Annotated in this window: 29 protein-coding genes and 1 tRNA gene; 4 read left to right on the top strand and 26 right to left on the bottom strand. The window is 58.8% G+C overall.

Annotated features, from left to right (window positions below):
- Positions 1–11: 11 nt before the first annotated feature.
- The 5 genes from cpaB to AC07Y9_RS18585 form a co-directional block, all read right to left on the bottom strand.
- Positions 12–818 carry a Flp pilus assembly protein CpaB gene (gene cpaB, locus AC07Y9_RS18605; RefSeq protein ID WP_102679002.1) on the bottom strand — a complete coding sequence of 269 codons (807 nt, stop codon included), beginning with the start codon at positions 816–818 and terminating at the stop codon, positions 12–14.
- A gap of 16 nt (positions 819–834) precedes the next feature.
- A complete protein-coding gene (locus AC07Y9_RS18600; protein WP_102679003.1) occupies positions 835–2154 on the bottom strand; it encodes a DUF8689 domain-containing protein in 1320 nt (439 codons plus the stop codon).
- Between the two features lie 14 nt (positions 2155–2168).
- Positions 2169–2687, bottom strand: a complete 519-nt coding sequence (locus AC07Y9_RS18595) for an A24 family peptidase (protein WP_102679004.1) — start codon at positions 2685–2687, stop codon at positions 2169–2171.
- 27 nt (positions 2688–2714) lie between these two features.
- Positions 2715–2906 (bottom strand): Flp family type IVb pilin, encoded by a 192-nt coding sequence (locus tag AC07Y9_RS18590; RefSeq protein WP_025805893.1) that lies wholly within the window; start codon positions 2904–2906, stop codon positions 2715–2717.
- A 693-nt stretch (positions 2907–3599) separates the two neighbouring features.
- A complete protein-coding gene (locus AC07Y9_RS18585; RefSeq protein WP_053262390.1) occupies positions 3600–3791 on the bottom strand; it encodes a Flp family type IVb pilin in 192 nt (63 codons plus the stop codon).
- Between the two features lie 420 nt (positions 3792–4211).
- Here AC07Y9_RS18585 and AC07Y9_RS18580 point away from each other — a divergent pair, with 420 nt between their 5' ends.
- Positions 4212–5096, top strand: a complete 885-nt coding sequence (locus AC07Y9_RS18580) for a response regulator transcription factor (RefSeq protein ID WP_102679005.1) — start codon at positions 4212–4214, stop codon at positions 5094–5096.
- Between the two features lie 99 nt (positions 5097–5195).
- Here AC07Y9_RS18580 and AC07Y9_RS18575 read toward each other — a convergent pair.
- The 17 genes from AC07Y9_RS18575 to AC07Y9_RS18495 form a co-directional block, all read right to left on the bottom strand.
- Positions 5196–5271 (bottom strand) — tRNA-Lys (locus AC07Y9_RS18575).
- A 63-nt stretch (positions 5272–5334) separates the two neighbouring features.
- Complete coding sequence (queC, locus tag AC07Y9_RS18570) at positions 5335–6024, bottom strand: 7-cyano-7-deazaguanine synthase QueC (protein WP_097135006.1); 690 nt, start codon at positions 6022–6024, stop codon at positions 5335–5337.
- 1 nt (position 6025) lies between these two features.
- Entirely contained in the window at positions 6026–6673 is a 648-nt protein-coding gene (gene queE, locus AC07Y9_RS18565; protein ID WP_007931105.1) for a 7-carboxy-7-deazaguanine synthase QueE, read from the bottom strand.
- Between the two features lie 166 nt (positions 6674–6839).
- Positions 6840–7664 (bottom strand): tol-pal system protein YbgF, encoded by an 825-nt coding sequence (gene ybgF / locus AC07Y9_RS18560; protein ID WP_007931106.1) that lies wholly within the window; start codon positions 7662–7664, stop codon positions 6840–6842.
- A 6-nt stretch (positions 7665–7670) separates the two neighbouring features.
- The gene (gene pal / locus AC07Y9_RS18555) at positions 7671–8168 is read right to left on the bottom strand and encodes a peptidoglycan-associated lipoprotein Pal (RefSeq protein ID WP_003178634.1); all 498 of its coding nucleotides are present in this window, start codon (positions 8166–8168) and stop codon (positions 7671–7673) included.
- A 52-nt stretch (positions 8169–8220) separates the two neighbouring features.
- Entirely contained in the window at positions 8221–9480 is a 1260-nt protein-coding gene (tolB, locus tag AC07Y9_RS18550) for a Tol-Pal system beta propeller repeat protein TolB (RefSeq protein ID WP_007931107.1), read from the bottom strand.
- A 38-nt stretch (positions 9481–9518) separates the two neighbouring features.
- Positions 9519–10598 (bottom strand): cell envelope integrity protein TolA, encoded by a 1080-nt coding sequence (gene tolA / locus AC07Y9_RS18545; RefSeq protein WP_007931108.1) that lies wholly within the window; start codon positions 10596–10598, stop codon positions 9519–9521.
- Entirely contained in the window at positions 10598–11050 is a 453-nt protein-coding gene (gene tolR / locus AC07Y9_RS18540) for a protein TolR (RefSeq protein ID WP_007931110.1), read from the bottom strand. Before tolR ends, tolA begins: the two co-directional genes overlap by 1 nt.
- Positions 11051–11064: 14 nt before the next feature.
- Complete coding sequence (gene tolQ, locus AC07Y9_RS18535) at positions 11065–11760, bottom strand: protein TolQ (RefSeq protein WP_007931111.1); 696 nt, start codon at positions 11758–11760, stop codon at positions 11065–11067.
- Positions 11750–12217: a tol-pal system-associated acyl-CoA thioesterase gene (gene ybgC, locus AC07Y9_RS18530; RefSeq protein WP_025805902.1), complete on the bottom strand. Its 468-nt coding sequence runs from the start codon at positions 12215–12217 to the stop codon at positions 11750–11752. The genes tolQ and ybgC overlap by 11 nt, the downstream gene beginning before the upstream one ends.
- Before the next feature lie 139 nt (positions 12218–12356).
- A complete protein-coding gene (ruvB, locus tag AC07Y9_RS18525) occupies positions 12357–13415 on the bottom strand; it encodes a Holliday junction branch migration DNA helicase RuvB (RefSeq protein ID WP_062824837.1) in 1059 nt (352 codons plus the stop codon).
- A complete protein-coding gene (gene ruvA, locus AC07Y9_RS18520) occupies positions 13416–14024 on the bottom strand; it encodes a Holliday junction branch migration protein RuvA (protein ID WP_007931117.1) in 609 nt (202 codons plus the stop codon).
- 114 nt (positions 14025–14138) lie between these two features.
- Positions 14139–14663 (bottom strand): crossover junction endodeoxyribonuclease RuvC, encoded by a 525-nt coding sequence (gene ruvC / locus AC07Y9_RS18515; RefSeq protein ID WP_007931118.1) that lies wholly within the window; start codon positions 14661–14663, stop codon positions 14139–14141.
- A 154-nt stretch (positions 14664–14817) separates the two neighbouring features.
- The gene (locus AC07Y9_RS18510) at positions 14818–15564 is read right to left on the bottom strand and encodes a YebC/PmpR family DNA-binding transcriptional regulator (RefSeq protein ID WP_102679006.1); all 747 of its coding nucleotides are present in this window, start codon (positions 15562–15564) and stop codon (positions 14818–14820) included.
- Positions 15565–15681: 117 nt separating this feature from the next.
- Positions 15682–17457, bottom strand: a complete 1776-nt coding sequence (gene aspS, locus AC07Y9_RS18505; RefSeq protein ID WP_007931129.1) for an aspartate--tRNA ligase — start codon at positions 17455–17457, stop codon at positions 15682–15684.
- A gap of 96 nt (positions 17458–17553) precedes the next feature.
- On the bottom strand, positions 17554–17775 hold the full coding sequence (locus AC07Y9_RS18500) for an FmdB family zinc ribbon protein (RefSeq protein ID WP_007931131.1): 222 nt from the start codon (positions 17773–17775) through the stop codon (positions 17554–17556).
- Between the two features lie 261 nt (positions 17776–18036).
- Positions 18037–18510 carry a Dps family protein gene (locus AC07Y9_RS18495; RefSeq protein ID WP_007931133.1) on the bottom strand — a complete coding sequence of 158 codons (474 nt, stop codon included), beginning with the start codon at positions 18508–18510 and terminating at the stop codon, positions 18037–18039.
- 457 nt (positions 18511–18967) lie between these two features.
- Here AC07Y9_RS18495 and AC07Y9_RS18490 point away from each other — a divergent pair, with 457 nt between their 5' ends.
- Positions 18968–19573, top strand: a complete 606-nt coding sequence (locus AC07Y9_RS18490) for a cold-shock protein (protein WP_007931134.1) — start codon at positions 18968–18970, stop codon at positions 19571–19573.
- A 78-nt stretch (positions 19574–19651) separates the two neighbouring features.
- Here the strand turns inward: AC07Y9_RS18490 and AC07Y9_RS18485 are convergent, their stop codons facing one another.
- Together AC07Y9_RS18485 and AC07Y9_RS18480 are read right to left on the bottom strand one after the other, a co-directional pair.
- A complete protein-coding gene (locus AC07Y9_RS18485; RefSeq protein ID WP_007931136.1) occupies positions 19652–19858 on the bottom strand; it encodes a SlyX family protein in 207 nt (68 codons plus the stop codon).
- A gap of 3 nt (positions 19859–19861) precedes the next feature.
- Positions 19862–20287, bottom strand: coding sequence for an HIT family protein (locus AC07Y9_RS18480; protein WP_007931138.1), 426 nt, complete (start codon positions 20285–20287; stop codon positions 19862–19864).
- Between the two features lie 923 nt (positions 20288–21210).
- Between AC07Y9_RS18480 and AC07Y9_RS18475 the strand changes: the two genes are divergently transcribed.
- The gene (locus AC07Y9_RS18475; protein ID WP_102679007.1) at positions 21211–22563 is read left to right on the top strand and encodes an OprD family porin; all 1353 of its coding nucleotides are present in this window, start codon (positions 21211–21213) and stop codon (positions 22561–22563) included.
- A 191-nt stretch (positions 22564–22754) separates the two neighbouring features.
- On the opposite strand, the gene AC07Y9_RS18470 is transcribed toward AC07Y9_RS18475, so the two are convergent.
- A complete protein-coding gene (locus AC07Y9_RS18470) occupies positions 22755–23594 on the bottom strand; it encodes a mechanosensitive ion channel family protein (RefSeq protein WP_007931142.1) in 840 nt (279 codons plus the stop codon).
- 137 nt (positions 23595–23731) lie between these two features.
- Positions 23732–24217, bottom strand: a complete 486-nt coding sequence (locus AC07Y9_RS18465; protein ID WP_007931144.1) for a YajQ family cyclic di-GMP-binding protein — start codon at positions 24215–24217, stop codon at positions 23732–23734.
- 146 nt (positions 24218–24363) lie between these two features.
- On the opposite strand from AC07Y9_RS18465, the gene AC07Y9_RS18460 reads away from it, so the two are divergent.
- Positions 24364–25281, top strand: coding sequence for a putative 2-dehydropantoate 2-reductase (locus AC07Y9_RS18460; protein WP_102679008.1), 918 nt, complete (start codon positions 24364–24366; stop codon positions 25279–25281).
- The last annotated feature ends 17 nt before the right edge of the window (positions 25282–25298 follow it).

Below are 25298 nucleotides of genomic sequence, written 5' to 3'. Positions count from 1 at the left end.
TACCCGATCATTTACAGCTGGGACTTCACAACGTTGACCTCGATCCCGCGGATCACCGTGATCCCGCTGTCGCCGCTGGCACGACGCCGGACAATCGGCCGCACCACGGGAGGGGCAGGTACTTCCTGGATCATGGCGACCGGCTCGACCATCGCCGGTTGCTTCTGGTTGTCCAGCGGATTGCGCAGGGCCAGTTGCAGCTTGCCGGCCGCCATCCCCTTGACCAATTCCTCGGCCTGCAGGGGGGTCATTTCCAGGGTCACGGCGCGCACGACCACCGGTTGGGTCTTGTCGGTACTGGCCGTCTGGTCCACTGCCAGCACCCGCAGGTCTTCCAGGATGGTCTTGGATTCGGCATCGCCGGTATTGCCGGTCTGCCGAGTAGCCAGCACATCGACCCGGTTACCCGGCAACAGGAAGCCACCCACGCCGACCACGTCGTCCACCCGGACCGAGATCGCACGCTTGGTAGGCTCGATCAGCGACGCCAGGGTGCTGCCGCCCAAGTGTTCGGCCAGACGCGCACCGCGCAGGATGTCGCCGCGCAACATGGAGAAGGTGGCGATCTTGCCCACGACCTTCTCGGTCGCGTCGAAAGCATCCTCGGGCACTGTCTCCTTGGGCATACGGACCAGCGCGACCTGCTGTGGCTCGACCATTTGCCCGAAAGCGATTTCCACGGTCGCCACCACCACGTTCTGCTGGTTATCGTCGGGGGTGGCATTGAGCCTTGCATTGAGCCAGGTGTTGGCCATCCATGCCGCGCCCAGGCCCAGAACCACGGATAGGGTTATCAGAGTGAAAGTACGAGAACTCATGTCGAAATCTCCTTACTCAAAGAAAGTCGAGCTGGACGAAGTAGCTGTGCCATGCCCACTCCAGTTCCAGGGGTGACAGTGGTCCGCTGGCGCCCACATAACGCTGGCGATCGAGCGCCATGCTCAAGAGATCCCGTGGGTGGCAAGGCACCAGCGGCATGTTTTCAGCGCCATAGAGTTCATCCAGGACGTAGCGCAACAGCAGCGGGTCGTATTGGATGTTCAGGCGCTCTGTCTCTTGAATCCAGATACGTTCGTACTCCTCGGGCTTGAGGTAGCCGAACTGCAGCTTGTAGCCAATCCGCCGCAGGAACGCCTCGTCGGCCAGTTCCAACGGGTTCAGGTTGGTGGAAAACACCAGGATCAGGTCGAACGGCAGCTCGCAGTGCCGCCCGCCGCCGAGGTTGAGGAAGTCGCGTTTCTCCTCCATCGGTACGATCCAGCGATTGAGCAATTCCGCGGGCGCCATGCGCTGGCGCCCCATGTCGTCGATGACGAACAGGCCATTGCTGGCCTTGAGCTGCAACGGTGCCTGGTATTGGCGAGTGAAGGGGTCGTAGCGGATATCCAGCTGTTCCATGGTCAGCTCGCCGCCGGTGATGACGATCGGCCGTTCACAGCACAGGAGCCGGCGGTCGATCCCCTCATTGAGCATCAGGCTGTTCTGCGGATCGCCGACATCCAGGCGCCGGTGTACCTGGGGGTCGTAGATCTCGATCACCGCATCGTTGATCGCAATCGCATGGGGCACCCAGATGGATTCGGAAAACAGCCGGATCAAGCGACTGCTGACATAGGTCTTGCCCGTCCCCGCTGGCCCGTAAATCATGATGGCGCGCCCGGAATTCAGGGCCACGCCCAACTGATCGAGCATGTTCTGCGCCAGCACCATGGAGCCGAAGGAAGCCTGCATGTCCCGGGCGCTGATACGGCCATGGTGAATGGTCTGTACCTTGAGCAGCGAGCGGTAGGCGCTCACCGGAAATGGCGCCGCGCCGATATAACCACTGCGCGACAAGGCATCGCGGGCAGCATTGCGGCCGCGCTCGGTCAGCCCGTAGCGCAAGCCCTGGCCACCGGCTTGGCCGAGGATCTCGACCCGGTGATCCTGACGCAGGAAGGTCAGGACTTCTTCAATCACCGCTCCCGTCAGCGCCAGGCGCTCTACCAGTCGGGGCATGTCCAGTACACCCGCATCGTGCAAATGCTTGCAGACCAGGTCTCCCAGGAAATTGTCGGCCAGCCCGGTCTCAAGGATCGTGCGTGGCTGTGGAGCCAGTCGCTGCACTGCTTCCCGGTCATTGCCGGTCGGACGGCTGTTACTGATGGCGTACATAATGTTCTCCTGAGCTACTGGCCAAGGGGCAACCAGAGAAAGCTGGCCAATGTGCCGAGCAGGATCGCAACCGAATAGGGAAAGGGTTTGCCGGCCACTTCATCGTCCGCCGGCGAAAAATAGGCCCTGGCTCTCAAAATCTGCCAGTAGCGCCCCATGGTCTGTTGAACTTGACCACGTACCAACACGATCAGTACCCCGCACGCGCCGCCGGCGATCAGGCTGAAAAACGCAGCCCAGAGGGCGTGCTGCGGAGTGAGAAAAGTGCCAACCATGGCCATGAGCTTGACGTCGCCGGCCGCCATCCCGCCAAAGGTGTACAGCGGGAGGAAAACGGCAAAACCGATCAACATGCCCAGCAGTCCATAACCAAACCCGATGACGCCTGAGGAGTAGACCTGGCCGGCAATCCCCAGTCCCAGCCCCAACAGCACCAAGAGGTTGGGAATACGGTGGCGACGAAGATCGCTCACCACCGCAATCCCCAGCAGTCCCAGCATCAATGCAACAACGAATAATTGCTCTTTGCCCATGACTGCAGCCCTCGGTGGAAGTTGGCGTTAGCAGACTTGTCCCTGGACAGCGCATCCCAGGCTGGTGATGGCAGTGGCCACGTTGCCGCCCAGGGTGATAAATGCAGCAACAGCGCCCAAAGTGATCAGGCCACCGGCCACTGCATATTCCACAATGGTCAGGCCGTCTTCGTCTTTGGCGAACTTGATGATCGAAGTCTTGATCGATTGCAGATTCATTTTCCCACCTCACTCAAGTGTTTTTATGTAAGAGCAGCACTGTCGTACTGCCTGGTTGAACATTAGTCAGGGGAGCATTGGAAGGGTTAGGAGATTTTTGCTGATCGTTAGGACTTTATTGCTGTTGTTGAAAGATGCAAAAAAGCACCAGGAACAACACAAGGAACAGATGGTTTATCTAAGGAAGGAATAATTGAAGAGTCGCCTTGAAACAGTCTCGCCGTCGATGCAAGACCGACCTGAGCACTGGCCGACAAAGACAAAAGCCCCGGCCATGTTCGCTGCACCCAAACCATAGTGCGAAACGAAGTAAACCGGAGCTTCCATATCAGGATTTGATCTTCACGCGAGCAATACAGCGACGATACTCCTGAAGCTGGAAAGAGAATTTTCAGGCTGCGGCAGAGCGATGGAGCGGTGCTCGGCCAAAGGTCACTTTGACGATTTGAACTCGCTCGTGAGCAAGACGGGAGCCATCCGTCATCTACTGTGCGCTGACTGCACATACCGATTGAGGAAGCTCCATCTGTCCAGGCGAGAGTAGACAGAAAAAGGTGGGAAACACACATGGACCACAGGTACGGCCTCAGCCCGAGGGAAACCGCTCATCGCAGCCAGACCCGAGAAGTCTGGCTGCGTACGAGCGACAAGCGGTTCCAGCCCAGGACCGAGGACTCGGCACAACGGCTGTCGTCAGCACACCTGGCCCTGAACGGCGCAACCCAGGCTGGTAATGGCGGTGCTCACGTTGCCCCCCAGAGTCACGAACGCGGCAACGGCGCCCAGGGTGATCAGGCCACCGGCCACGGCATATTCCACGATGGTCAGACCCTCTTCGTCCTTGATGAATGCCAGCACCGAGGTTTTGATTGTTTGCAGGTTCATCTTGTTCACCTCATATAAGAAAGTTGCTTTAAGGCGATCAGTATTTGTGCCGCCTGACTGAATCCTAGTCAGGGACTAACACAAAGAGTTAGGAGTTTATTGTCGGTTTCTAGGACTTTTTTGCGCCCCTTGGCAAGACAGCAAAGAACACCAATGAAACTAAACCTGGCAGATGGAGTTTTTTCAGAAAAGGAACTGTTCTCATATAACACTAAATTGATTCAGCCGTGGCCGGTGATGCAAGAAAAGGCGATCGCAACAGCAAGGAGCTGTCTGTGACTCTTATCTCGCTGTCAGACATAGAAGGTAATCAAGAAAATTTATGAAGCGTTATCAGAACTTGATCCTTTGCCCGCAAAGCCCAGTGGCGATACTGACAGCCCAGGAAGTGACAGTGAGACACCAGGAAGGAATAAGGAAATGAGACCTGAGTCGGCCCAGAAACCCTCTCTTTTATGGTTCGACCTCACGCGCGACCGATCATCTGAAGAACTGATCGCGCTGTTTCGCCCAACCTGCGATTGCCGGGTATCGAAAGATGCGTCCCTGCCCGAAAAGGACACCCATCCTCTACCGGACATGATCTGCATGTACTATGACCGCCCGGACATGCCAGGGCTCAATCTGTTGCTGGAGATCAAACACAAGATTCCCTCCATTCCCATTGCCATGTTCACAGTGCAGCACTCCGAAGAACTCGCCGTCTGGGCCATGCGCTCGCGTGTCTGGGAATACATGGTGCTCCCTCTCTCGAGTGCCGAGATCCGGCGCTTCCTGCATGCGCTGAAGCAACTCTACGAACTGCGCCACAGCAGCGGCCCCGGCAACAAGACGCTGCAGATCGAACACGGCCCGTCCCTGCCGGACAGCATCCGACTGACCGTAGAGCACCAGAAACATCAGGCACTCAGCGATGTGCTGCTGTACATCGAGCAGAATTTTCGTGAAAGCATCGACCAGAAAGAGCTGGCCAAGCGTTGCGGCATGACCACGTTTCGCTTCAGCCGGCTGTTCAAGGAGGTCCATGGCCTGGGATTCATGGACTACATCCTGAGCAAACGCATGGATTGCGCCAAGAATCTGCTCGACAACAGCCAGATGCCCATCACCAGCATCGGCTATGAAGTTGGCTTCAAGGACCCGTCCTACTTTGCCCGCGCCTTCAAGCAATTCGCGGGCGCCAGCCCCAGCGAATACCGACAACGCCGAAGAATCCCGGAACGGGTAAAAAAAGAAGAGGTGGAACTGGAGCAAACGCTGTCTCAGGTGATCGACAGCCTGCCGCTGCGTATCGAAGGTCGGTGAACAGGCCAATTCAGTGCGCCATTACATTTTCTGCAGGCAAAAAAAACCCGAAAATCCTCACTTTCGTGGGCCTTTCGGATTTTAAATACTGCTAGAAAATGGTGGGTCGTGTGGGATTCGAACCTACGACCAATTGGTTAAAAGCCAACTGCTCTACCAACTGAGCTAACGACCCGCTGTGTGGTGGCGCGTATAATACTGATTTATAAAAAGAATTCAACACCCAATATGAAAAAAATCAAAAATAAGGTGTTGGGTCGCTAACACCGGCCGCGGCAAACCCTTCCGCACGCAGACGGCAGCTGTCGCATTTGCCGCAGGCACGCCCTTGATCATCGGCCTGGTAGCAGGACACGGTCAGGCCGTAATCAACCCCGAGCTTGACGCCCGCCTTGACGATATCGGCCTTGCTCAGATTCTGCAGCGGTGCCTGGATACGGAACCCCTGCCCCTCTACCCCGGCCTTGGTCGCCAGGTTGGCCATGCGCTCGAAGGCCTCGACAAACTCCGGGCGGCAATCCGGATACCCCGAATAGTCCACGGCGTTGACGCCAATAAAGATGTCCCGCGCGCCCAGCACTTCCGCCCAGCCCAGTGCCAGGGACAGGAACACGGTGTTACGTGCCGGTACGTAGGTGACAGGGATCCCTTCGCTCGGGGCCTCGGGCACATCGATGGAGCTGTCAGTCAGCGCGGAGCCGCCGATACCGTTGAGGTTGAGGCCGATCACCTTGTGCTCCACCACACCCAGGTCGCGAGCGACACGTTCAGCCGCCTGCAACTCGGCGCGATGACGCTGGCCGTAATCGAAGCTCATGGTGTAGCAGCGATACCCTTCGGCGCGGGCCATGGCCACCACCGTGGCCGAGTCCAGACCGCCGGACAGCAGGATTACTGCACGCTTTTCAGTGGCAACTTGTTCATTCATATCAGCGCCCCGGCTCGTCATTCCAAAGGTATTTATGCAGCTGCAATTGCAGGCGCACCGGCAGGTTGTCCGCAACGATCCAGTCGGCCAGATCGCGCGCATTGAGGTCGTGATGGCTCGGCGAGAACAGCACCTCGCCCGCCCGCCGCTCCAGACCATACTGGATCAGCTTGGAAACCGCCCAGTCATAGTCCTCGCGGGAACAGATGACAAACTTGACCTGGTCGTTCGGCGTCAGCAGTTCGATGTTTTCGTAACGATTGCGCTGAGCTTCCTGCGACCCCGGCGTCTTCAGGTCAAGCACTCGACTGACACGCGGATCGACCGCGGAAATATCCAGGGCTCCGCTGGTTTCCAGCGAGACTTCGTAACCGGCGTCACACAGCTGCTTGAGCAAGGGAATGGCATTAGGCTGCGCCAGAGGCTCGCCACCGGTCACACAGACGTAACGCGGGCGGAAACCGGCGACCTGCTCAAGAATGCTCTCGAGGGTGCGGATGCTGCCACCGCTGAAGGCGTAGGCACTGTCGCAGTATTGGCAACGCAGCGGACAACCGGTCAGGCGCACAAATACCGTGGGCAGGCCAGCAGTCCGAGTTTCACCCTGCAACGAGTAGAAAACTTCGGTAATTCTCAATGTGTCTTGCATAGTCGCCACGGGCGTAACAGCTAAACAGGCTGTCCGCCTCCGTCAGGCACCTCGAGGAATCCCGCAAACACGGTAATCCCAGGAAGCGTGTTTCATAAAAAGGGCATGGATTCTAACGAAAAAACCCGCGGCAAGCGCGGGTTTCTTCAAAACAGCTCAAACTCGATTACATGCGTTGCAGATCGCGCTGAGCCAGCTGGGCGGCGGAAGTACCCGGATATTGGGCCACCACCTGCTGCAGAATGCCCTTGACCTTGTCAGTGTGGCCCAGACGGCGCTCTACGTCAGCCAGCTTGTACAGCGAGTCCGGCACCTTGGCATGCTTCGGATACAGCTGGGAGACCTTGGCAAATGCCTGGCCGGCACCTTGCAGGTCGCCTTTGGCCAGGTTCACTTCGCCCAACCAGTACTGGGCATTACCCGCGTATTGGCTGTTTGGGTATTTACGCAGGAACGCGGCGAAAGCCTGGCTGGCCTTGTCGAAATCCTTGGCCTTGATCAGGTCGAAGGCTGCTTCGTAATACAGCTTTTCCTTCGCTGGATCGCCCGGTTCACTGCTTGCCGCTGGAGCTTGCGAGGCAGCCCCGGCAGCTGCACCGGCGGCACTGGCATCGCCACCGGCAGAAGAATTATCAGGAGTCGCGGCAGGTGCACCGCCCGCTCCAATGCGTCGATCAAGATCCTGGTAACGCTCCAGGCTTTCCTGCTTCATACGCGCAATATCGTTTTGCAGTACTTCAATCACACCTTGTTGCCGAGCGATTTGATCCTGCATTTGCTGCAGTTGCTGGAACAGCTCGCCCTGTGCCGAGACAGGGGTCGAAACCCCTCCCCCGGCATAGGCGCCGTTCGTGCCATAACCCGCTGGCGGATAACTGCCTCCGCTATTGTTATAGCCCGAGTTGTTATCGACCACAGGAACCGCAGCCCACACCGAAAGCGGCGCGAGGCTGAGAGCCAAGACAGTTAGAGCACGACGGCACGTTCGCATGACGAATTACTTACGCAGTTCGACGCGACGGTTTTGAGCCCAGGACTGCTCGTCGTTGCCGGTAGCAACTGGACGCTCTTCGCCGTAGGAAACCAGTTCCAGCTGAGCTGGGGAAACGCCTTGCAGCACCAGGTAGCGCTGAACGGCTTTCGCACGACGCTCGCCCAGAGCCATGTTGTACTCACGAGTACCACGTTCGTCGGTGTTGCCTTCCAGAACAACGCGAGCGCCGTTTGCTTTCAGGTCTTTGGCGTGAACGTCCAGAGCGCGCATGGCTTCTGGCTTCAGGTCCGAGCTGTCGTATTCGAAGTAGAAGGTGGTGATTGCGCGCAGAGCAGCTTCTTCGCTCAGGGAGCCGTCAACTGCACCGGTGTTAGCGCCGTAACCAGCGTTTGGATCAACAGCGCCTTCACCAGCGTTGTCGCCGCCTTTGGAGGAGCAACCTACAGCTACAGCCATGGCCAGAGCCAGCGCAGCAAACTTACCAAACTTCAGCATTTCCATCGTGAAACTCCTAATGAACCCCAGTGTGTTAAGTAAAACGTAAAGCGCCGCGTCAGTTCAGGTAAGGGGACCAGGACGGTTCTCTGACTTCGCCTTGAGCGGTAGGAAGCGGGAGCCTCACGCGTCCATTAATGGACACGAGCATCAAGACTCCCCGGCCCTGCTGGCGGGTGGCGTAGATTACCATGGTGCCGTTGGGCGCAACAGTAGGCGACTCATCAAGTGTGCTGTCGGTAAGGATTTTCACGTTGCCACGCTGCAAATCCTGAGCAGCTACCTTGAAGTTTGTGAAGCCGTCCTGCCGGTGAATCATGACCAGCGTTTTTTCATCCGCGGACAGTTTCGGGTTGGCGTTGTAGTTGCCCACGAAAGTCACCCGTTCCGCACCGCCACCACCGGCACTGGTCTTGTAGATCTGTGGCTTGCCACCACGGTCCGAGGTGAAGTAGATGGTCGAACCATCCTTGCCCCAGAACGGTTCGGTGTTGATGCCAGGCCCCGCGGTCACACGCGAGATCTGACGCGAACCCAGGTTCATCACATAGATGTCCGGGTTGCCGTCCTTGGACAGCACGAACGCCAGGCGCTGGCCGTCCGGCGACCAGGCAGGCGCGCCGTTCAGGCCTTCGAAGTTGGTGATCTGCTCGCGACGGCCAGTGTCGATGTGCTGAACGAAGATGCGCGGGCGCTTCTGTTCGAACGACACATAGGCAATGCGCTTGCCGTCCGGCGCGAAACGCGGCGACAGGATCGGCTCACGGGATTGCAGCAGGGTCACCGCGCGCGCGCCGTCATAGTCGGAGCGTTGCAGGGTGTAGCGCGTGTTCTTCTCGGAGAAACGCTCTGCCGTGACGTACAGCATGCGGGTCGAGAAGGCGCCCTTGATACCGGTGAGCTTTTCGAACGACTGGTCGGAGATGTAGTGAGCCATGTCGCGCAACTGGTCGACGCTGCCCGAGACGCTGCCGGTCAGCACTTGCTGTTCGGTGGCGACGTTGAACAGGGCGTATTGCACCTGCAGGCGACCGCCCGCCGGGACAATGCTGCCGACCATGATGTACTGGGCGCCCAGGGCCTTCCAGTCACGGTAGATGACTTCGCTGGCCTGGGTCGGCAGGCTGATCATGTTCTGCTTTGGAATCGGCGAGTAGTAACCCGAGTTGCGCAGGTCGTTGCCGATGATCTCCGCCATGTCGTCGGGCAGCACGCTGCCCCCTTGCCAACCGAATGGCACTACGGCGATTGGCGTGGCCCGGTCACTGCCACTGGTGACCAGAATGTTCTTTTCATCCGCTGTCGCTATCCCTGCCATACAGCAAATAACGACAAGCAATCCTCGAAGAAGGTTTCTCACAAGGCTAGATCCTCAGGTGTGAATGTCATCTTGAATGAACGATACGGAGCGAAATCGCTCGGCTTCATTCCCTGCATTTCTGTCAAACGTCCAATGTTCTTGACCGCAGCTACCGCCGAGGCATCGAACGGACCATCGCCGCTGGACTTGGCCACCGACACGGAAGTCACCGTACCATCCGGCAACATGCCGATTTGCAGCACGACAGTCATGTTGTTGCGCGCCGAAGGAGGACGAGCCCAGCCTTCCGCCGCACGAGCACGAATCAGATCGTCGAAACTGCCCGCGACTTCGTCGCCCTGCTCGTCCGCCAAGGCCTGCTGACGCTGCGGCGTGTCGGAAAGCAAATCAGCCAGGGCCTGGGCCTTTTTATCTTCGGCGGATTTACGCGCTGCTTCCTGGGCCTTTTTCTTGGCTGCGTCGGCGGCGGCTTTCTTCTTCGCGTCCTCGGCGACCTTCTTCTTCGCCTCGTCCGCTTCAGCTTTCTTCTTGGCGTCTTCCGCGGCTTTCTTCTTCGCGTCTTCGACTATCTTTTTCTTCGCCTCTTCAGCGGCCTTTTTCTTGGCCTCTTCTTCGGCGGCTTTCTTGGCTTCTTCTTCGGCTTTCTTCTTGGCTATATCAGCCAATTGTTTCTCTTCAGCCTTTTTCGCTTCCGCAGCCTTCTTCGCGTCGTCGGCTTTCTTGGCTTCATCAGCCTTCTTCGCCTCATCCGCTTTCTTGGCTTCGTCGGCCTTTTTCGCTTCCTCGGCTTTTTGAGCAGCCTCTTCTTTCTTTTGTTCCGCAGCCTTGACCGCTTCCTGCTCGACCTTTTTCTGCTCCATCTGCTCGACTTCGGTCTGGCGCGCGGCGGATTTCTTCGCCTCACCCGCAATCTTCTGATTGGTCTGGGTGGTCGCCTGACTTTTCGATTTCAGCTGATACAGGGTCGCCTGGACGATCGGCTTGGACGGCGGCAACTCCGGCGTCATGGCAAAACTGACGAACAGCATGCCGAACACCAGAACGTGCAGGGCAATTGCCCACACGCTAGGCCAGAAGTAGCTTTCCGAGGCGGACGGCTCTCGCTGTTGCTGCATCAGGGCGCCTCGGTAATCAAGCCAACGTTACCGACGCCGGCCTTCTGCAGTCCGCCCATGGCGCCCATGACGGCGCCGTAGTCGACGGACTTGTCGCCGCGAATGAACACCTGGGTATGCTTGCCGCCTTCATTGCCGGCGCGAATGATCTTGGTCACGGCGTCGGTCATCTGCGGCAAGGTCATGGCCTTGTCCATCTGCTTGTCGGTGTCGACTTCGCTGCCAAGGTTCCAGTAGTAGGTCTTGTCAGCCTTGATCGAAATGGTCAGGACCTGGGTGTTGTTGTCCTGCGGCAAGGCTTCGCTGGAAACCTTGGGCAGATCGACTTTCACGCCCTGATTGAGCATCGGCGCGGTCACCATGAAGATAACCAGCAGTACCAACATCACGTCGATGTAGGGCACCACGTTCATCTCGGCAACCGGCTTGCGTTTGTGGCGAACTCGGGCCATGGGGATTTACCTGCTCACTCTTCGCTGGTGTGCACTTTACGGTGCAGGATCGCCTGGAACTCGTCGGCGAAGGTGTAATAACGGCTGATCAGGGTCTCGCCACGGGCCGCAAAGCGGTTGTAGGCGATAACGGCCGGGATCGCGGCAAACAGGCCGATCGCGGTGGCGATCAGGGCTTCGGCGATACCGGGCGCAACGGTCGCCAGGGTCGCCTGCTGGGCGCTGGCCAGGCCGCGGAAGGAGTTCATGATCCCCCAGACGGTACCGAACAGACCGATATACGGGCTGACCGAGCCGACAGTGGCGAGGAATGGCAGGCTCTGCTCGAGCTTCTCTTCTTCGCGGGAGATGGCGACACGCATGGCACGCGCGACACCTTCCATGACCGCCTCGGGATCAACGCCCGACTGCTGGCGCAGGCGCGAGAATTCCTTGAAGCCGGCACGGAAGATCTGCTCCACGCCCGAATCAGGGTCCGGGTTGCTGCCCGCCTGACGGTACAGCTTGGACAGGTCGATACCCGACCAGAAGCGCTCTTCGAAGCTCTCCAGGGCGCGTCGACCGGCACGCAGCAGGTTGCTGCGCTGAAAGATCATGATCCATGAGGTCACCGATGCGGCTACCAGGGTCAGCATTACCAACTGCACAACGATGCTGGCATTGCTGACCAGGCTCCACATGGAGGAATGGTCGACGACGTTAGCTTCCACGCTTTATCTCCTGCTCTGAGTGTGTACCCGCGCCGCTCACGTCGGCGAAGGCCGCACGTAGAGCTTCGGGAATGGCCCGGGGTTTCAAATTGTCGGTGCGCACACAGGCCACCAGAAACTGCCCTTCGCAGAGCAGTGCATTATCCGTGGCTCGCCTGACCTGCTGTTTGAAGCGCAGGCTGGCCCGGTTCAATTCGATGACTTCTGCACTTACCAGAAGCTCGTCGTCCAGTCGCGCCGGCGCGTGGTAGCGCGCTTCGCTGGAATGCACGACGAACAACAGGTTCTCCCCTGCCAGCTGCGATTGGGCAAAGCCCAGATCTCGTAGCCGTTCGGTTCGAGCCCGTTCCATAAACTTAAGGTAATTAACGTAATACACGATGCCGCCGGCATCGGTGTCTTCGTAATAAACGCGACAACGATGTGCGAACGACTCAAGCCCGTTTTGCGCGCGCATACTCTAGTGCTTACTCCTCAGGTTGCCAATCCGGCCGGGCAACTGTTTTTCATTCTCGAACGGCTTTCTGGCGAAATAACGGCAATGCCAGCCCCCTAGGACCGCACAAGCTGCGAATAAATCGCTGCCGAAGCGGTTATTAATCGTCCACAGCATCGAGGAATTCGTCTACCACAGGCATCTCCCCCAATCGTGACGGGATGTTTAGACCGAAATGCAGATAGGCATGCCGGGTCACCACACGCCCGCGCGGCGTACGCATGATATAGCCTTGCTGGATCAGATAGGGCTCGAGCACGTCCTCAATGGTATGCCGCTCTTCGCTGATGGCGGCCGCCAGGCTGTCGACCCCCACCGGCCCGCCGTCGAACTTCTCGATCATGGTCAGCAGCAGGCGCCGGTCCTGGTGGTCGAAGCCACGTTCGTCGACATCCAGCAGGTTCAGCGCCAGGTCGGCGATGGGCTTGGTGATGTGGCCCTTGGCGCGAACCTCGGCAAAGTCCCTTACCCGGCGCAACAAGCGGTTGGCGATACGCGGCGTCCCGCGGGCGCGCCGAGCGATTTCAAAGGCACCGTCCGGGTCCAGCGGCAAGCCGAGAATGCCGGCGGAGCGCCCGACAATGGTCGCCAGGTCCGCGGTGCTGTAGAACTCCAGGCGCTGGACGATACCGAAGCGATCGCGCAGCGGGTTGGTCAGCATGCCCGCGCGGGTCGTCGCCCCCACCAGCGTGAACGGCGGCAAGTCGAGCTTGATCGAACGGGCCGCCGGCCCTTCGCCGATCATGATGTCCAGTTGGAAATCTTCCATGGCCGGGTACAGCACTTCCTCGACGATCGGCGACAAGCGATGGATTTCATCGATAAACAGCACGTCGTGCGGCTCGAGGTTGGTCAGCAACGCCGCCAGGTCGCCAGGGCGCTCCAGCACCGGCCCCGAGGTGCTCTTGATCGACACCCCCATTTCCTGGGCGATGATGTTGGCCAGCGTGGTCTTACCCAGGCCCGGCGGGCCGAAGATCAGGGTGTGGTCCAGCGACTCGCTGCGCCCGCGGGCAGCCTGGATGAACAGCTCCATTTGCTCGCGCACCGTCGGCTGGCCGATGTATTCGGCCAGGCTGACGGGGCGAATCGCACGGTCCTGGACTTCCTCGCGCTCACGGGGGCCCGTGGCGGCGATCAGACGATCTGCTTCTATCACTTAAATCATTCCCTTCAGGGCGCGGCGAATCATGTCTTCACTGCTCAGGCCTTTTTCCTTGATCGCGGAAACGGCCTTGCTGGCTTCCTGCGGCTTGTAGCCCAGAGAGATCAGGGCGCTGACCGCATCGGTCTCGGCACTGGCCACCGGCATCGGCGCATCCGGCTGGTTCGGCACCAGGGCAAACATGCTCGGTACGGTTTCCCAGGCCTTGAAGCGATCCTTGAGTTCGACCAGCAGGCGCTCCGCGGTCTTTTTACCGACCCCCGGCACCTTGGTCAGCGCCGAGGTGTCCTGCGCTTGCACGCAACGCACCAGCTCGTCGACCTCCAGGCTGGACATCAGCGCCAGCGCCAGTTTCGGCCCCACGCCATTGAGGCGAATCAGTTCGCGAAAGAAGTCCCGCTCGCGCTTGCTGGCAAAGCCATAGAGTAACTGGGCATCTTCACGCACGACCAAATGGGTGTGCAGGGTGAGCGGTTCACCGACCGACGGCAGGCGGTACAGGGTGGTCATGGGGACTTCCACCTCGTAACCCAGGCCGTTTACATCGAGAATCAGGTACGGCGGCTGTTTTTCAGCCAAGGTGCCGCGCAAGCGTCCAATCACGTTTCAGATCCTTAGCTCAGGCCAGATCAGCGGCCGGCGAGTCATAGAGCGAAGATCCGGGCCGGGCAGACAGGCGCGGGATGCTCCACTCATCAAATGTTTGCGCAGATGCTATCAGAGACGCAGGCGACCGCCACGACTGCGTGCGGTACCCAGGCCGTGGGGCAGCAGACTGGAACGGGTGTGGGCATGACAGATGGCAATCGCCAGGGCGTCCGAGGCGTCGATCTGCGGCTTGCTGGTCAACTTGAGCAAGTGCATGACCATCATTTGCACTTGTTCCTTGTTGGCCCCACCGGTGCCCGCGACGGCCTGCTTGACCTGAGTGGCGGTGTATTCGGCAATTTCCAGGCTCTCCTCGGCTCCCGCCACGATCGCCGCACCACGGGCCTGACCCAGTTTCAGGGCCGAATCGGCATTACGCGCCATGAACACCTTTTCAATGCCCATGGTCACCGGACCGTAGGTCTGAATGACCTCGCGAACCCCGCGATAGACGATTTGCAGCCGCTCATGCAGCTCGCCGGCGCCCGTGCGAATACAGCCCGAAGCCACGTACACGCAGCCACGCCCGGTATCACGTACCACGCCGTAACCGGTGATGCGCGAACCCGGGTCGATACCAAGAATAAGAGTCATAACGCCTGCAAAGAGAAAGTTCGGTTGCCTAAGGTAACGCCGGGAGAAGCCGGAAAAACAAAAAATCGCAGCCTTCGACAGCTCCCCTACAGGTACAGCGTAACCCTGTGTAAAGGGGGGAAACCGCCGAAGGCTGCGATCTTTTATCGCGCTATCAGCCGAGTTGCTCGGCAACCGACTGGGGAATATCCGCGTTGGAGTAGACGTTCTGCACGTCGTCCAGGTCTTCGAGCATGTCGATCAGCTTGAGGATCCTCTCGGCGCCTTCCAGATCCAGCTCGGCACTGGTGGTCGGCTGCATGACGATTTCCGCGTCATCGCCCTTGAAACCGGCCTCTTCGAGCGCGTTACGTACCGCATAGAAGCCAGTGAATGAGGTAAACACATCGATCGAGCCGTCTTCGTGAACGACCACGTCATCGGCGTCGGCTTCCAGCGCAGCATCGGTCAGTGCGTCCTCATCGACGCCCGGCGCGAAGCTGATCTGCCCCTTGCGTTCGAACAGATACGCCACCGAACCATCGGTGCCAAGATTGCCGCCACATTTGCTGAACGCATGGCGCACGGCCGCGGCGGTACGGTTGCGGTTGTCGGTCATGCACTCGACCATCACCGCCACGCCACCCGGGCCATAACCCTCATAGGTCAGCTCTTCGACGTTGTCGGCCTCGGTCGCACCCGCGCCACGGGCGATGGCGCGATCGATGATGTCGCGGCTCATGTTGGCGCCCAAGGCCTTGTCCAGGGCCAGGCGCAGACGCGGATTGGAACCAGGCTCGCCACCGCCCTGACGAGCGGCGACCGTCAGCTCACGGATCCACTTGGTGAAGATCTTGCCTCTCTTGGCATCCTGACGCTCTTTGCGGTGCTTGATGTTCGCCCACTTGGAATGACCTGCCATAACGCGCTCCAAATTCTCTTTGAAACATTGCCCGCAACGCCTGTAACAGCGGGCGGGCAACAAATATCTCGACCCAATAGAAAAAGGCGCATCCGAAGATGCGCCTTCAGGTCGGCCTTACTCAGCCTTTGGCTGTTCGCGCAAACGGATGTGCAGTTCGCGCAGCGCCTTGGCGTCGACCAGGCCAGGAGCCTGGGTCATCACGCAAGCGGCGCTCTGGGTTTTCGGGAAGGCGATCACTTCACGGATCGACTGGGCGCCGGTCATCAGCATCACCAGACGGTCCAGGCCGAACGCCAGGCCACCGTGCGGCGGCGCGCCGTACTTCAGGGCGTCCAGCAGGAAGCCGAACTTCTCTTCCTGTTCCGCTTCATCGATGCCCAGTAGACGGAAGACCGCCTGTTGCATTTCCTTGCGGTGGATACGGATCGAACCGCCACCCAGCTCGGTGCCGTTGAGCACCATGTCGTAGGCGCGCGACAGAGCGGTCGCCGGGTTGGCTTCCAGTTCTTCCGGCGAGCATTTCGGCGCGGTGAACGGGTGGTGCAAGGCGGTGAAGCTGCCGTCGTCGTTCTCTTCGAACATCGGGAAATCGACAACCCACATCGGCGCCCATTCGCAGGTCAGCAGGTTCAGGTCGTGACCGAGCTTGATCCGCAGCGCGCCCAGGGCCTCGCTGACGATCTTGGCCTTGTCGGCACCGAAGAACACGATGTCGCCGTCGACCGCACCCACGCGATCGAGGATCACATTCAGGTTGGCTTCCGGGATGTTCTTGACGATTGGCGACTGCAGACCGTCAACGCCATTGGCGCGTTCGTTGACCTTGATGTAGGCCAGGCCCTTGGCACCGTAGATGCCGACGAACTTGGTGTAATCGTCGATCTGCTTGCGCGGCATGCTCGCCCCGCCAGGAACGCGCAATGCGGCAATACGGCATTTCGGATCGTTGGCCGGACCGCTGAACACCTTGAATTCCACGTCCTTGAGCTGGTCGGCAACGTCCACCAGTTCCAGCGGGTTACGCAGGTCCGGCTTGTCGGAACCGTAGCGACGCATGGCTTCTTCAAAGGTCATGTGGGGGAATTCGCCGAATTCCAGATCCAGCACTTCCTTGAACAGGTTGCGGATCATGCCTTCGGTCAGGCCCATGATGTCTTTTTCATCGAGGAAGCTGGTTTCGATGTCGATCTGAGTGAACTCAGGCTGACGGTCGGCACGCAGGTCTTCGTCGCGGAAGCATTTGGCGATCTGGTAGTAGCGGTCGAAGCCGGCGACCATCAGCAGCTGCTTGAACAGCTGTGGCGACTGCGGCAGAGCGAAGAAGCTGCCGGCGTGGGTACGGCTCGGCACCAGATAGTCACGCGCGCCTTCAGGGGTGGCACGGGTCAGGATCGGGGTTTCGACGTCGAGGAAACCGTTCTCGTCCAGGTAGCGACGGATGCTGGTGGTCATGCGCGAGCGCAGACGCAGCTTCTCGGCCATTTCCGGACGGCGCAGGTCAATGAAGCGATAGCGCAGGCGGGTTTCTTCGCCCACGTCGGAGTATTCGTTGAGCGGGAACGGCGGAGTTTCCGCTTCGTTCAGCACTTCCAGCTGGTAGCCCAGGACTTCGATCATGCCCGAAGCCATGTTGGCGTTGCCGGCACCGGCCGGACGCAGGCGCACCTTGCCGGTGATCTTGACCACGTATTCGCTGCGCACGCGGTCGGCGGCGGCGAAGGTTTCAGCGCGGTCCGGGTCGAACACCACCTGGGCCAGACCTTCACGATCACGGATATCGAGGAAGATCACCCCGCCATGGTCGCGACGACGGTGGACCCATCCGCAAAGGGTGACTTCCTGACCTTCCAGGCTTTCGTTCAGTTGGCCGCAATAATGGCTGCGCATCATGGTAGTGGTTTCACTTCTCGTAATTCGAAATTCGATGGGAGGCCTTGCGCACCTCGGGGTACCGGATAATGCAAGAGCTCGCGCGTGTCGTTCAACTTAATCAGCTTTGTCGCCACCGGCCAGGTTCTTCTTGGCGCCGGTTTTGAAGTCGGTCTCATACCAGCCCGAACCGCTGAGGCGGAAACCTGGCATGGACAGCATTTTTTTCAGCTCGGGCGCCTGGCAGGCAGGGCAATCGACCAACGCAGGCGCGCTGATCTTTTGAATGGCTTCCAGCTGATGACCACAGGAAGCACATTGGTAGTCGTACATGGGCATGAGAGCGTCTCGGCGTACTTAACGTCTGGCTTAACCCGTGCCGAGGCCCGGGTTATATAGCAAAGGGCGGGATTATATCCATTAAATCGGCCCTGTGCAGCCGTATGACGGCGCCGATAGACCACCGCCCGCCGAAACAAAGCCAGCTTCCCGCTGCCATACCCCACTCATCGGCCTGAGGACGAACAGCCATGATCGGACGACAAGTCACGCCCCATAAAGGCAAATGGCGCCGATAACGGCGCCATTCGGTCTGCGGGACTATTGCTCGCTCAACAGCGAGCGCAGCATCCACGCGGTTTTCTCATGCACCTGCATCCGCTGGGTCAGCAAGTCTGCGGTGGGTTCGTCGCTGACCTTGTCGATGATCGGGAAAATGCCACGGGCAGTGCGAGTCACAGCTTCCTGCCCCGCCACCAGTTGCTTGATCATCTCATCGGCGCTTGGCACACCCTCTTCTTCCTTGATCGAAGAAAGACGCGCGTAGATGGAATAGGCACCTGGCGCCGGGAATCCCAGGGCACGGATACGCTCGGCAATCAGGTCCACCGCCAGCGCCAGTTCGTTGTACTGCTCCTCGAACATCAGATGCAGCGTGCGGAACTGCGGCCCCGTGACGTTCCAGTGGAAATTATGAGTCTTCAGATAAAGCACATAAGTATCTGAAAGCAGGCGAGAGAGCCCCTCCACGATGGATTTGCGATCTTCTGCGCCGATACCGATATCGATTGCCATGTCTATCTCCGTTAGCACATTGAATTCAACAGGTCAGGTACCGGACCACTCTAGCAAGACTGCCCTGCACCCGCAGCCCGGGATTGCCCGAGGCACTGCGACAGATTGCCCACCAAGCGGGCGGCCAGTACCTGCAAGAAGGCCCACGCCGGTTGTGACCCGCCTGAAAAGCCGCCGTTCCACTTTTTTGGGTGCTGGCTCTCTAGAACAAGGCTTTGCCCGATAGTCCGGTATTCCCTCAGGACAACCAGGGCTTTCTCCCTCCTCCCGGCCACAGCGCCTGATTTGAGAAGGCCTGGGCTTTGCTGTTAAATAGAGGCCGTGTCGTTGTTGCCTATTTCTCGGCCTCAGCGCATAGGCTGATCCCGCGCACGTGCTCACCGCCTCCCATTGTTCAGAAGCGAACCGTGCACGCTCAGCTCTTCCTTGTGATCCGTCTTAACGTGAGTTCATTAAAATGTTGAAAATCGTCCACCTGCTAACGGGCGCAGCAGCCTTGCTGCTGTCCTTTATCCCTAGCCTGCGATCTGAAGCCGTTCCCTTCCTGCAACAACCCGATGCTCTTTACCTGGCCTTTTTCGGCCTGCTCAACCTGACACTGGCTCCCGTTATCCCCTACTGGAACAAAGGCCCGCGTCACCAACTGCAAAACCTGGTCAGCGCGCTCCTGGTGCTGGCGGTGGTCTTGCAGACCTTGACCCTGCTGGCACCAATGCCGGTTATCGCAGGTCAACCGGCTGTGCTGTTCAGCCTGCTGACCGCGGCGATCGCCGTTCTTCTGCACCTGGCCGTCAGCTTCTACAAATCGTCTCCCTCGGCCAATACCTCGCAAACCTACGACATGAGCAATCGCGATACCGGCACCGTCAAGTGGTTCAACACTTCGAAGGGTTTCGGCTTCATCTCTCGCGACTCCGGCGATGATATCTTCGTGCACTTCCGCGCCATCCGTGGCGAAGGTCACCGCGTCCTGGTGGAAGGCCAGCGCGTGGAGTTCTCCGTCATGAATCGCGACAAGGGCCTGCAAGCCGAAGACGTGATTGCGGCATTGCCGCGGCGCTGATTCACGCCCATAAAAAAACCGCGACGCAGCCATGCTGCTCGCGGTTTTTTATTGCCTGAACGGCCAGCCGCCCAAGGCTCAGTAATGCGGCGGCGGAGCCTCTTCTTCGAATGATTCGAACTGCCCCACCATTTCCTCTTGTCGCTTGAGCAAGGCGGCCATCTGCAATTGCAGACGTTCGACCACCCGCTGCTGCCCTACCAGCACGTCGTTCAGGGCTTGAATGGTGTCATCCTGAAAAGCCAATCGGCTTTCCAGATCGGTTACCCGCTCTTCCAGGTTCATGACTCAGCCCTCCAGAAACTTGAAATCATCGGTCAGGACCAGTCGTAACCGCTCACGAATCGCAGCCACCTGTTCGGCGTCGTAGGGCTTGGCAGGCAGCTTGCCCCATACCGGAGCAGGCCAGGCCGCATCGTCGCGCTTGCGAACGATAACGTGCATGTGCAACTGACTGACGACATTACCCAGAGTCGCCACATTCAACTTGTCTGCATCGAACGAGTCTTTAAGCAACTCCGCCAGCGCCGTGGTTTCTCGCCATAGTTGCTGCTGGTCCGCGTCATCCAATTGAAACAACTCACTGATATCTTCCCGGCGCGGTACCAGGATGAACCACGGGTAATTGGAATCGTTGGACAACAGCAGCCGGCAAAGGGGGAAATCCCCAATGGGCAGTGTGTCTTGTTGAAGTCGTGGATCTAAAGCGAACACCGCGCGCACTCCCGCTCAGCTCATCAAGTTTCAGCTTAGCGAACGCCATGACCGGCTGCCCGCCAAGCGACAGAACGGCAGCATACCTGCGAAAGCTCTTGCGTTCATCGCTCTGGTGCGCAGATCCCGCCTCAACATTCATCCTCGATACCACACGTCAGAGCGCCCCGGCCTGGAACATTTTCCAGCGGGCTGCACCACGACAGAACGAAGCTCATAAAAAACAAGGAGAAAACCGCGAAAGAGCCCCTTGCCTGCGCATTCTTCCAGTGCCCGACGCTGGATGACGATTGAGCTGCATCAAGAAACTTTTGCACCAAAACCTCACAGTGCGTCTACGCTCAGTGCGTTAACCATCCGCCATCTACTCACTCAGCAGGGTGAACCGGTAACGTTTTGGAATGTCATGCGTTTTTTTCAGGGATCAACACCAGGAGGACAAGGAACGTCAAGCCCAAACAAAACGACCTTAAAACCACTGTTTTATGCGGTTTTTACAGCCAGAAGGGCTATCACCGAAAAAAACTCGGTGCCTTTGCGTTTTGTGCACGCTTGTTGCATTCACACCCACATTGTCCCAGGAGTAGCCATCGGAAAAAGGCCTCTCCTGTGACTAATAACAATAGTGGCAAGGCTGCCCCATGGAGATTTGACTGCTTGACCAAAGTTCTTTTTGTTCCAGGTTCAAGCCTTCGAAAACAGCGCTGAAGTTGTCAGTCCGGGTACATGCGGACTGCGGATTTGCGACATTGATCGAGCATTTTGCGACAGGGTCGTAAAGAAGCTGAAAGGACTGATACGCAAGTATCGCCAACATTGTCGGCGTGATATAAGTTTGCGCCGACACAAAAAGAAAGAGCCGCCCAGATAATAAAACAGGTGGGACGGCAGTACTCTTCTAAAAACCAAAGGAGCAAATCACGATGCGCGTGATGAAGTGGAGCATGATCGCACTGGCAGTTGCAGCAGCCGCCAGTACTCAAGTGGCTACGGCCGCACCTTTTGTAAGTGACCAGTCTGAAGCCAAGGGCTTTGTTGAAGACGCCAAGTTCGACGTACTGCTGCGTAACTATTACTTCAACCGTGACAACAAAAATCGCAACAACGATCAGAAAGACTGGACCCAGGGTATCTGGGGTAACTTCAGCTCCGGTTACACCCAGGGTACTGTAGGCGTCGGCGTCGATGCGTTCGGTTATCTGGCGATCAAACTGGACGGCGGCGACGGCACTGGCGGCACCGGCAACATGAGCCGCGACTCCGACGGCGACGTCAACAAGAGCCAGGGCAAAGCCGGCGCTGCGGTGAAATTCCGCGTCTCCAAGACCGAGTTGAAAGCTGGCGATATGCAGCCAAGCACCTCCCCGGTCTTCGCGGTCGGCGGTTCCCGTATCCTTCCTCAAACGGCCAGCGGTTTCCAACTGCAGAGCAGCGAGATCAAAAACCTTGATCTGGAAGGCGGTCACTTCTATTCGGGTACCAGCCAGGACTCCAACGCCCGTAACGGCAACTTGTATGCTAACTATGCCGGCATCGCATCCAATAGCATCGACTACTTCGGTGGCAAGTACGGCATCACCGACAACCTGAGTGCATCGCTCTACGGCGCCAAGCTGGAAGATATCTGGAACCAGTACTACGCCAACCTGAACTACACCATCCCGATGGGTGGCGATCAGTCGCTGAACCTGGACGGTAACATCTACCGTACCACCGACTCTGGTAGCGCCAAGGCTGGTGACATCAGCAACACCACGTTCTCCCTGGCAGCGGCTTTCTCGTTCCTGAAAGCGCACACCCTTACCGTCGGGTTCCAGAAGGTCAATGGCGACACGCCATTCGACTATATCGGTATCGGTGGCCACGACACCACCAAGCGTGGCTCCAACCGTGGCGGCGACTCGATCTTCCTCGCCAACTCCATCCAGTACTCTGACTTCAACGGCCCGAACGAGAAGTCCGCACAGATCCGTTACGACCTGAAAATGGCCGAATACGGCGTGCCTGGCCTGAGCTTCATGACCCGCTACGTGAAAGGTTGGGACATCGACGGCACCAAGATGGACGCTGATAGCCCATACCGTCTATACGGTTATGGCGCAGACGGCAAGCACCACGAAACCAACTTCGAAGCCAAGTATGTTGTTCAGACCGGCCCAGCCAAAGACCTGTCGTTCCGCGTTCGTCAGGCCTGGCACACTGCCAACGCCGACCAGGCCGAAGGTGATGTCAAAGAGTTCCGCCTGATCGTCGACTACCCACTGTCGATCTTGTAATAGCGGTTACTTCGCGAGTAATAAAAAAGGCCCATCATTCGATGGGCCTTTTTATTGGGGCTGGCAGCTCGCTGAAGCTCCGGTTATCGACAGCTTATTGTTACAACCAGGTTTCAAATACTCTCCAGCGAATGCCGCGTTAAAAGCCTGACCACTCGATCAGACTTTTAATCCCTATCCCCGTTACCGACTCAAACAGCCGCTTCCTGAACCACACGAATCACGCGCTGTGGAAACGGAATATCAATACCCGCTGCCTTCAAGCGATCACGGGACAACTCGTTGAAGCGGAACATCACATCCCAGTAGTCGGCAGTCTTCACCCAGACTCGCAGCGAAAGGGTAATGGCGCTGTCACCCAGCATGGAAACCACCGCCACCGGCTCCGGATCGGCCAGCACACGCTCGTCCTTGGCCAGGTCCAGCAGAACCTCACGGGCCTTTTGCAGGTCAGCCTCGTAGTTCACACCAACATCGAAGATCACTTTGCGGGTCAGCTGGCGGTTGTGGTTGGTGATGATGCCGTTAGACAGGTTGCCGTTAGGTACGATGACGGTCTTGTTGTCACCGGTACGCAGCACCGTGTGGAAGATCTGGATGCTGTCGACCGTGCCGCTGATACCCTGGGCTTCGATCACGTCGCCGATGCGGAAAGGACGGAACAGCAGGATCAGCACGCCACCGGCGAAGTTGGCCAGGCTGCCTTGCAAGGCCAAGCCGATGGCCAGGCCCGCCGCACCGATCGCGGCAACGAACGAAGTGGTTTCGACACCGATCATCGAGGCCACGCTGACAATCAGCAGCACCTTGAGAATGATGTTCGCCAGGCTGCTGATAAAACCCTGCAGGGCCTGGTCCGCATTACGCAGCGCCAGCAGCTTGCCGACCTTGTGCGTCAACCTGTTGATCAGCCACCAGCCGATGGCCAGCGTGATGACGGCCAGCAGTACCCGACTGCCGTATTCCATGATCATTGGAATCCAGGCTTGGGAAGCCTTGACCAGGTTGTCCACTTCAGCATTCAAATCCATCTATCTCTCCTGATTCCCGGCTGCCGGGCACACAAAAAACAAGGGCAGAACGAGTAGCTTTATAAAGGCTCAATCGTTTCTGCCCACTACTCGGGCCTCGGACGCCAATAAGCTCGCGAGGTTCCCGAAAAATCCAATCAGTCGCGGAAGTTGTTGAACTGCAGCGGCATGCCGAACTCTTTCGCCCGCAGGGCGGCGATGGCTTCCTGCAGATCGTCGCGCTTCTTGCCGGTCACCCGTACCTGCTCGCCCTGGATCGCAGCCTGGACCTTCAGCTTGGCGTCCTTGATGTGGGCAACGATCTTTTTCGCCAGCTCTTTGTCGATGCCTTCCTTGAGGGTGGCTTCCTGCTTCATCACCTTGCCCGAAGCGTAAGCGTCCTTGACCTCAAGGCACTGCACATCGATCTTGCGCTTGACCAGGGCCAGCTTGAGGATCTCGATCATCGCTTCCAGCTGGAATTCGGCTTCAGCGGTCAGGTTGACGGTGAGTTCCTTTTCCTTGAACTCGAAGCTGCCCTTGCCCTTCAAGTCATAGCGGCGGTCCAGCTCCTTGACGGCGTTTTCCACTGCGTTGGTGACTTCGTGTTTGTCCAGTTCGGATACCACGTCGAACGACGGCATGTAATTTCTCCAATAAAAAAAGGGGCGCAGCTCGATAAAGATGGAGCACGCCCGGTTTGCGGTTAAAATCCGGGCTCATTATAACGGGTCTTTCCCCTCCTTCACTGCGAGCCTCGCATGCGCCAGCCAAACCGAGCACCACGCTGATGTCGACGACCTGGCACATTCTGGGCGCGGGCAGCCTCGGCACCCTGTGGGCGACACGCCTGGCCCGGGCCGGCTTGCCGGTACGCCTGATCCTGCGCGATCAGGCCCGCCTGCAGGCCTACCAGGCCGCGGGTGGGCTGACGCTGGTGGAGCAAGGGCGGGCCAGTTTTCACGCCATTCCCGGCGAGACGGTCGACAGCCCTGAGCCCATCACTCGGCTGCTGGTGGCCTGCAAGGCCTATGACGCGCAACAGGCCGTCAGCCAGCTGGTCTCGCGCCTGACGCCGGATACCGAACTGGTCCTGCTGCAGAACGGCCTGGGCAGCCAGGACGCCGTGGCCGCCCAAGTGCCGCAGGCCCGCTGCATTTATGCCTCGAGCACCGAAGGCGCCTTTCGCGATGGCGACTGGCGCGTGGTGTTCGCCGGTCATGGCTACACCTGGCTGGGGGACGCCAGCCACCCCACCGCGCCCTTCTGGCTCGACGACCTGAGCGCCAGCGGCATCCCCCATGAATGGAGCGCGGATATCCTGACCCGCCTCTGGCGCAAGCTGGCGCTCAACTGCGCGATCAACCCCCTGACGGTCCTGCACGACTGCCGCAATGGCGGCCTGCTGCAGCATCATTGCGAAGTGGCGATGCTGTGCGTCGAGCTGAGCGAACTGCTGGAATGTTGCGGCCAGCCCGCCGCGGCCGAGAACCTGCAGCAGGAAGTGGAGCGGGTGATCCAGGCGACCGCCGCCAACTACTCCTCCATGTACCAGGACGTTGCCAGTCGGCGCAGAACCGAAATCAGCTATTTATTGGGGCATGCCTGCGACGTTGCCGCCAGGCACCAGTTGCACCTGCCCAACCTCGGCCGCCTGCGCCGGCTATTGGTGGAACACCTGCAACAGCACGGATTGCCCAGCGACTGAGCAGCGGCTACGCTGCC

This window comes from Pseudomonas sp. GW456-L12 (assembly GCF_059424045.1).
Note: the sequence above shows the minus strand (reverse complement) of the source record. Positions and strands in the feature narration are given on the sequence as shown.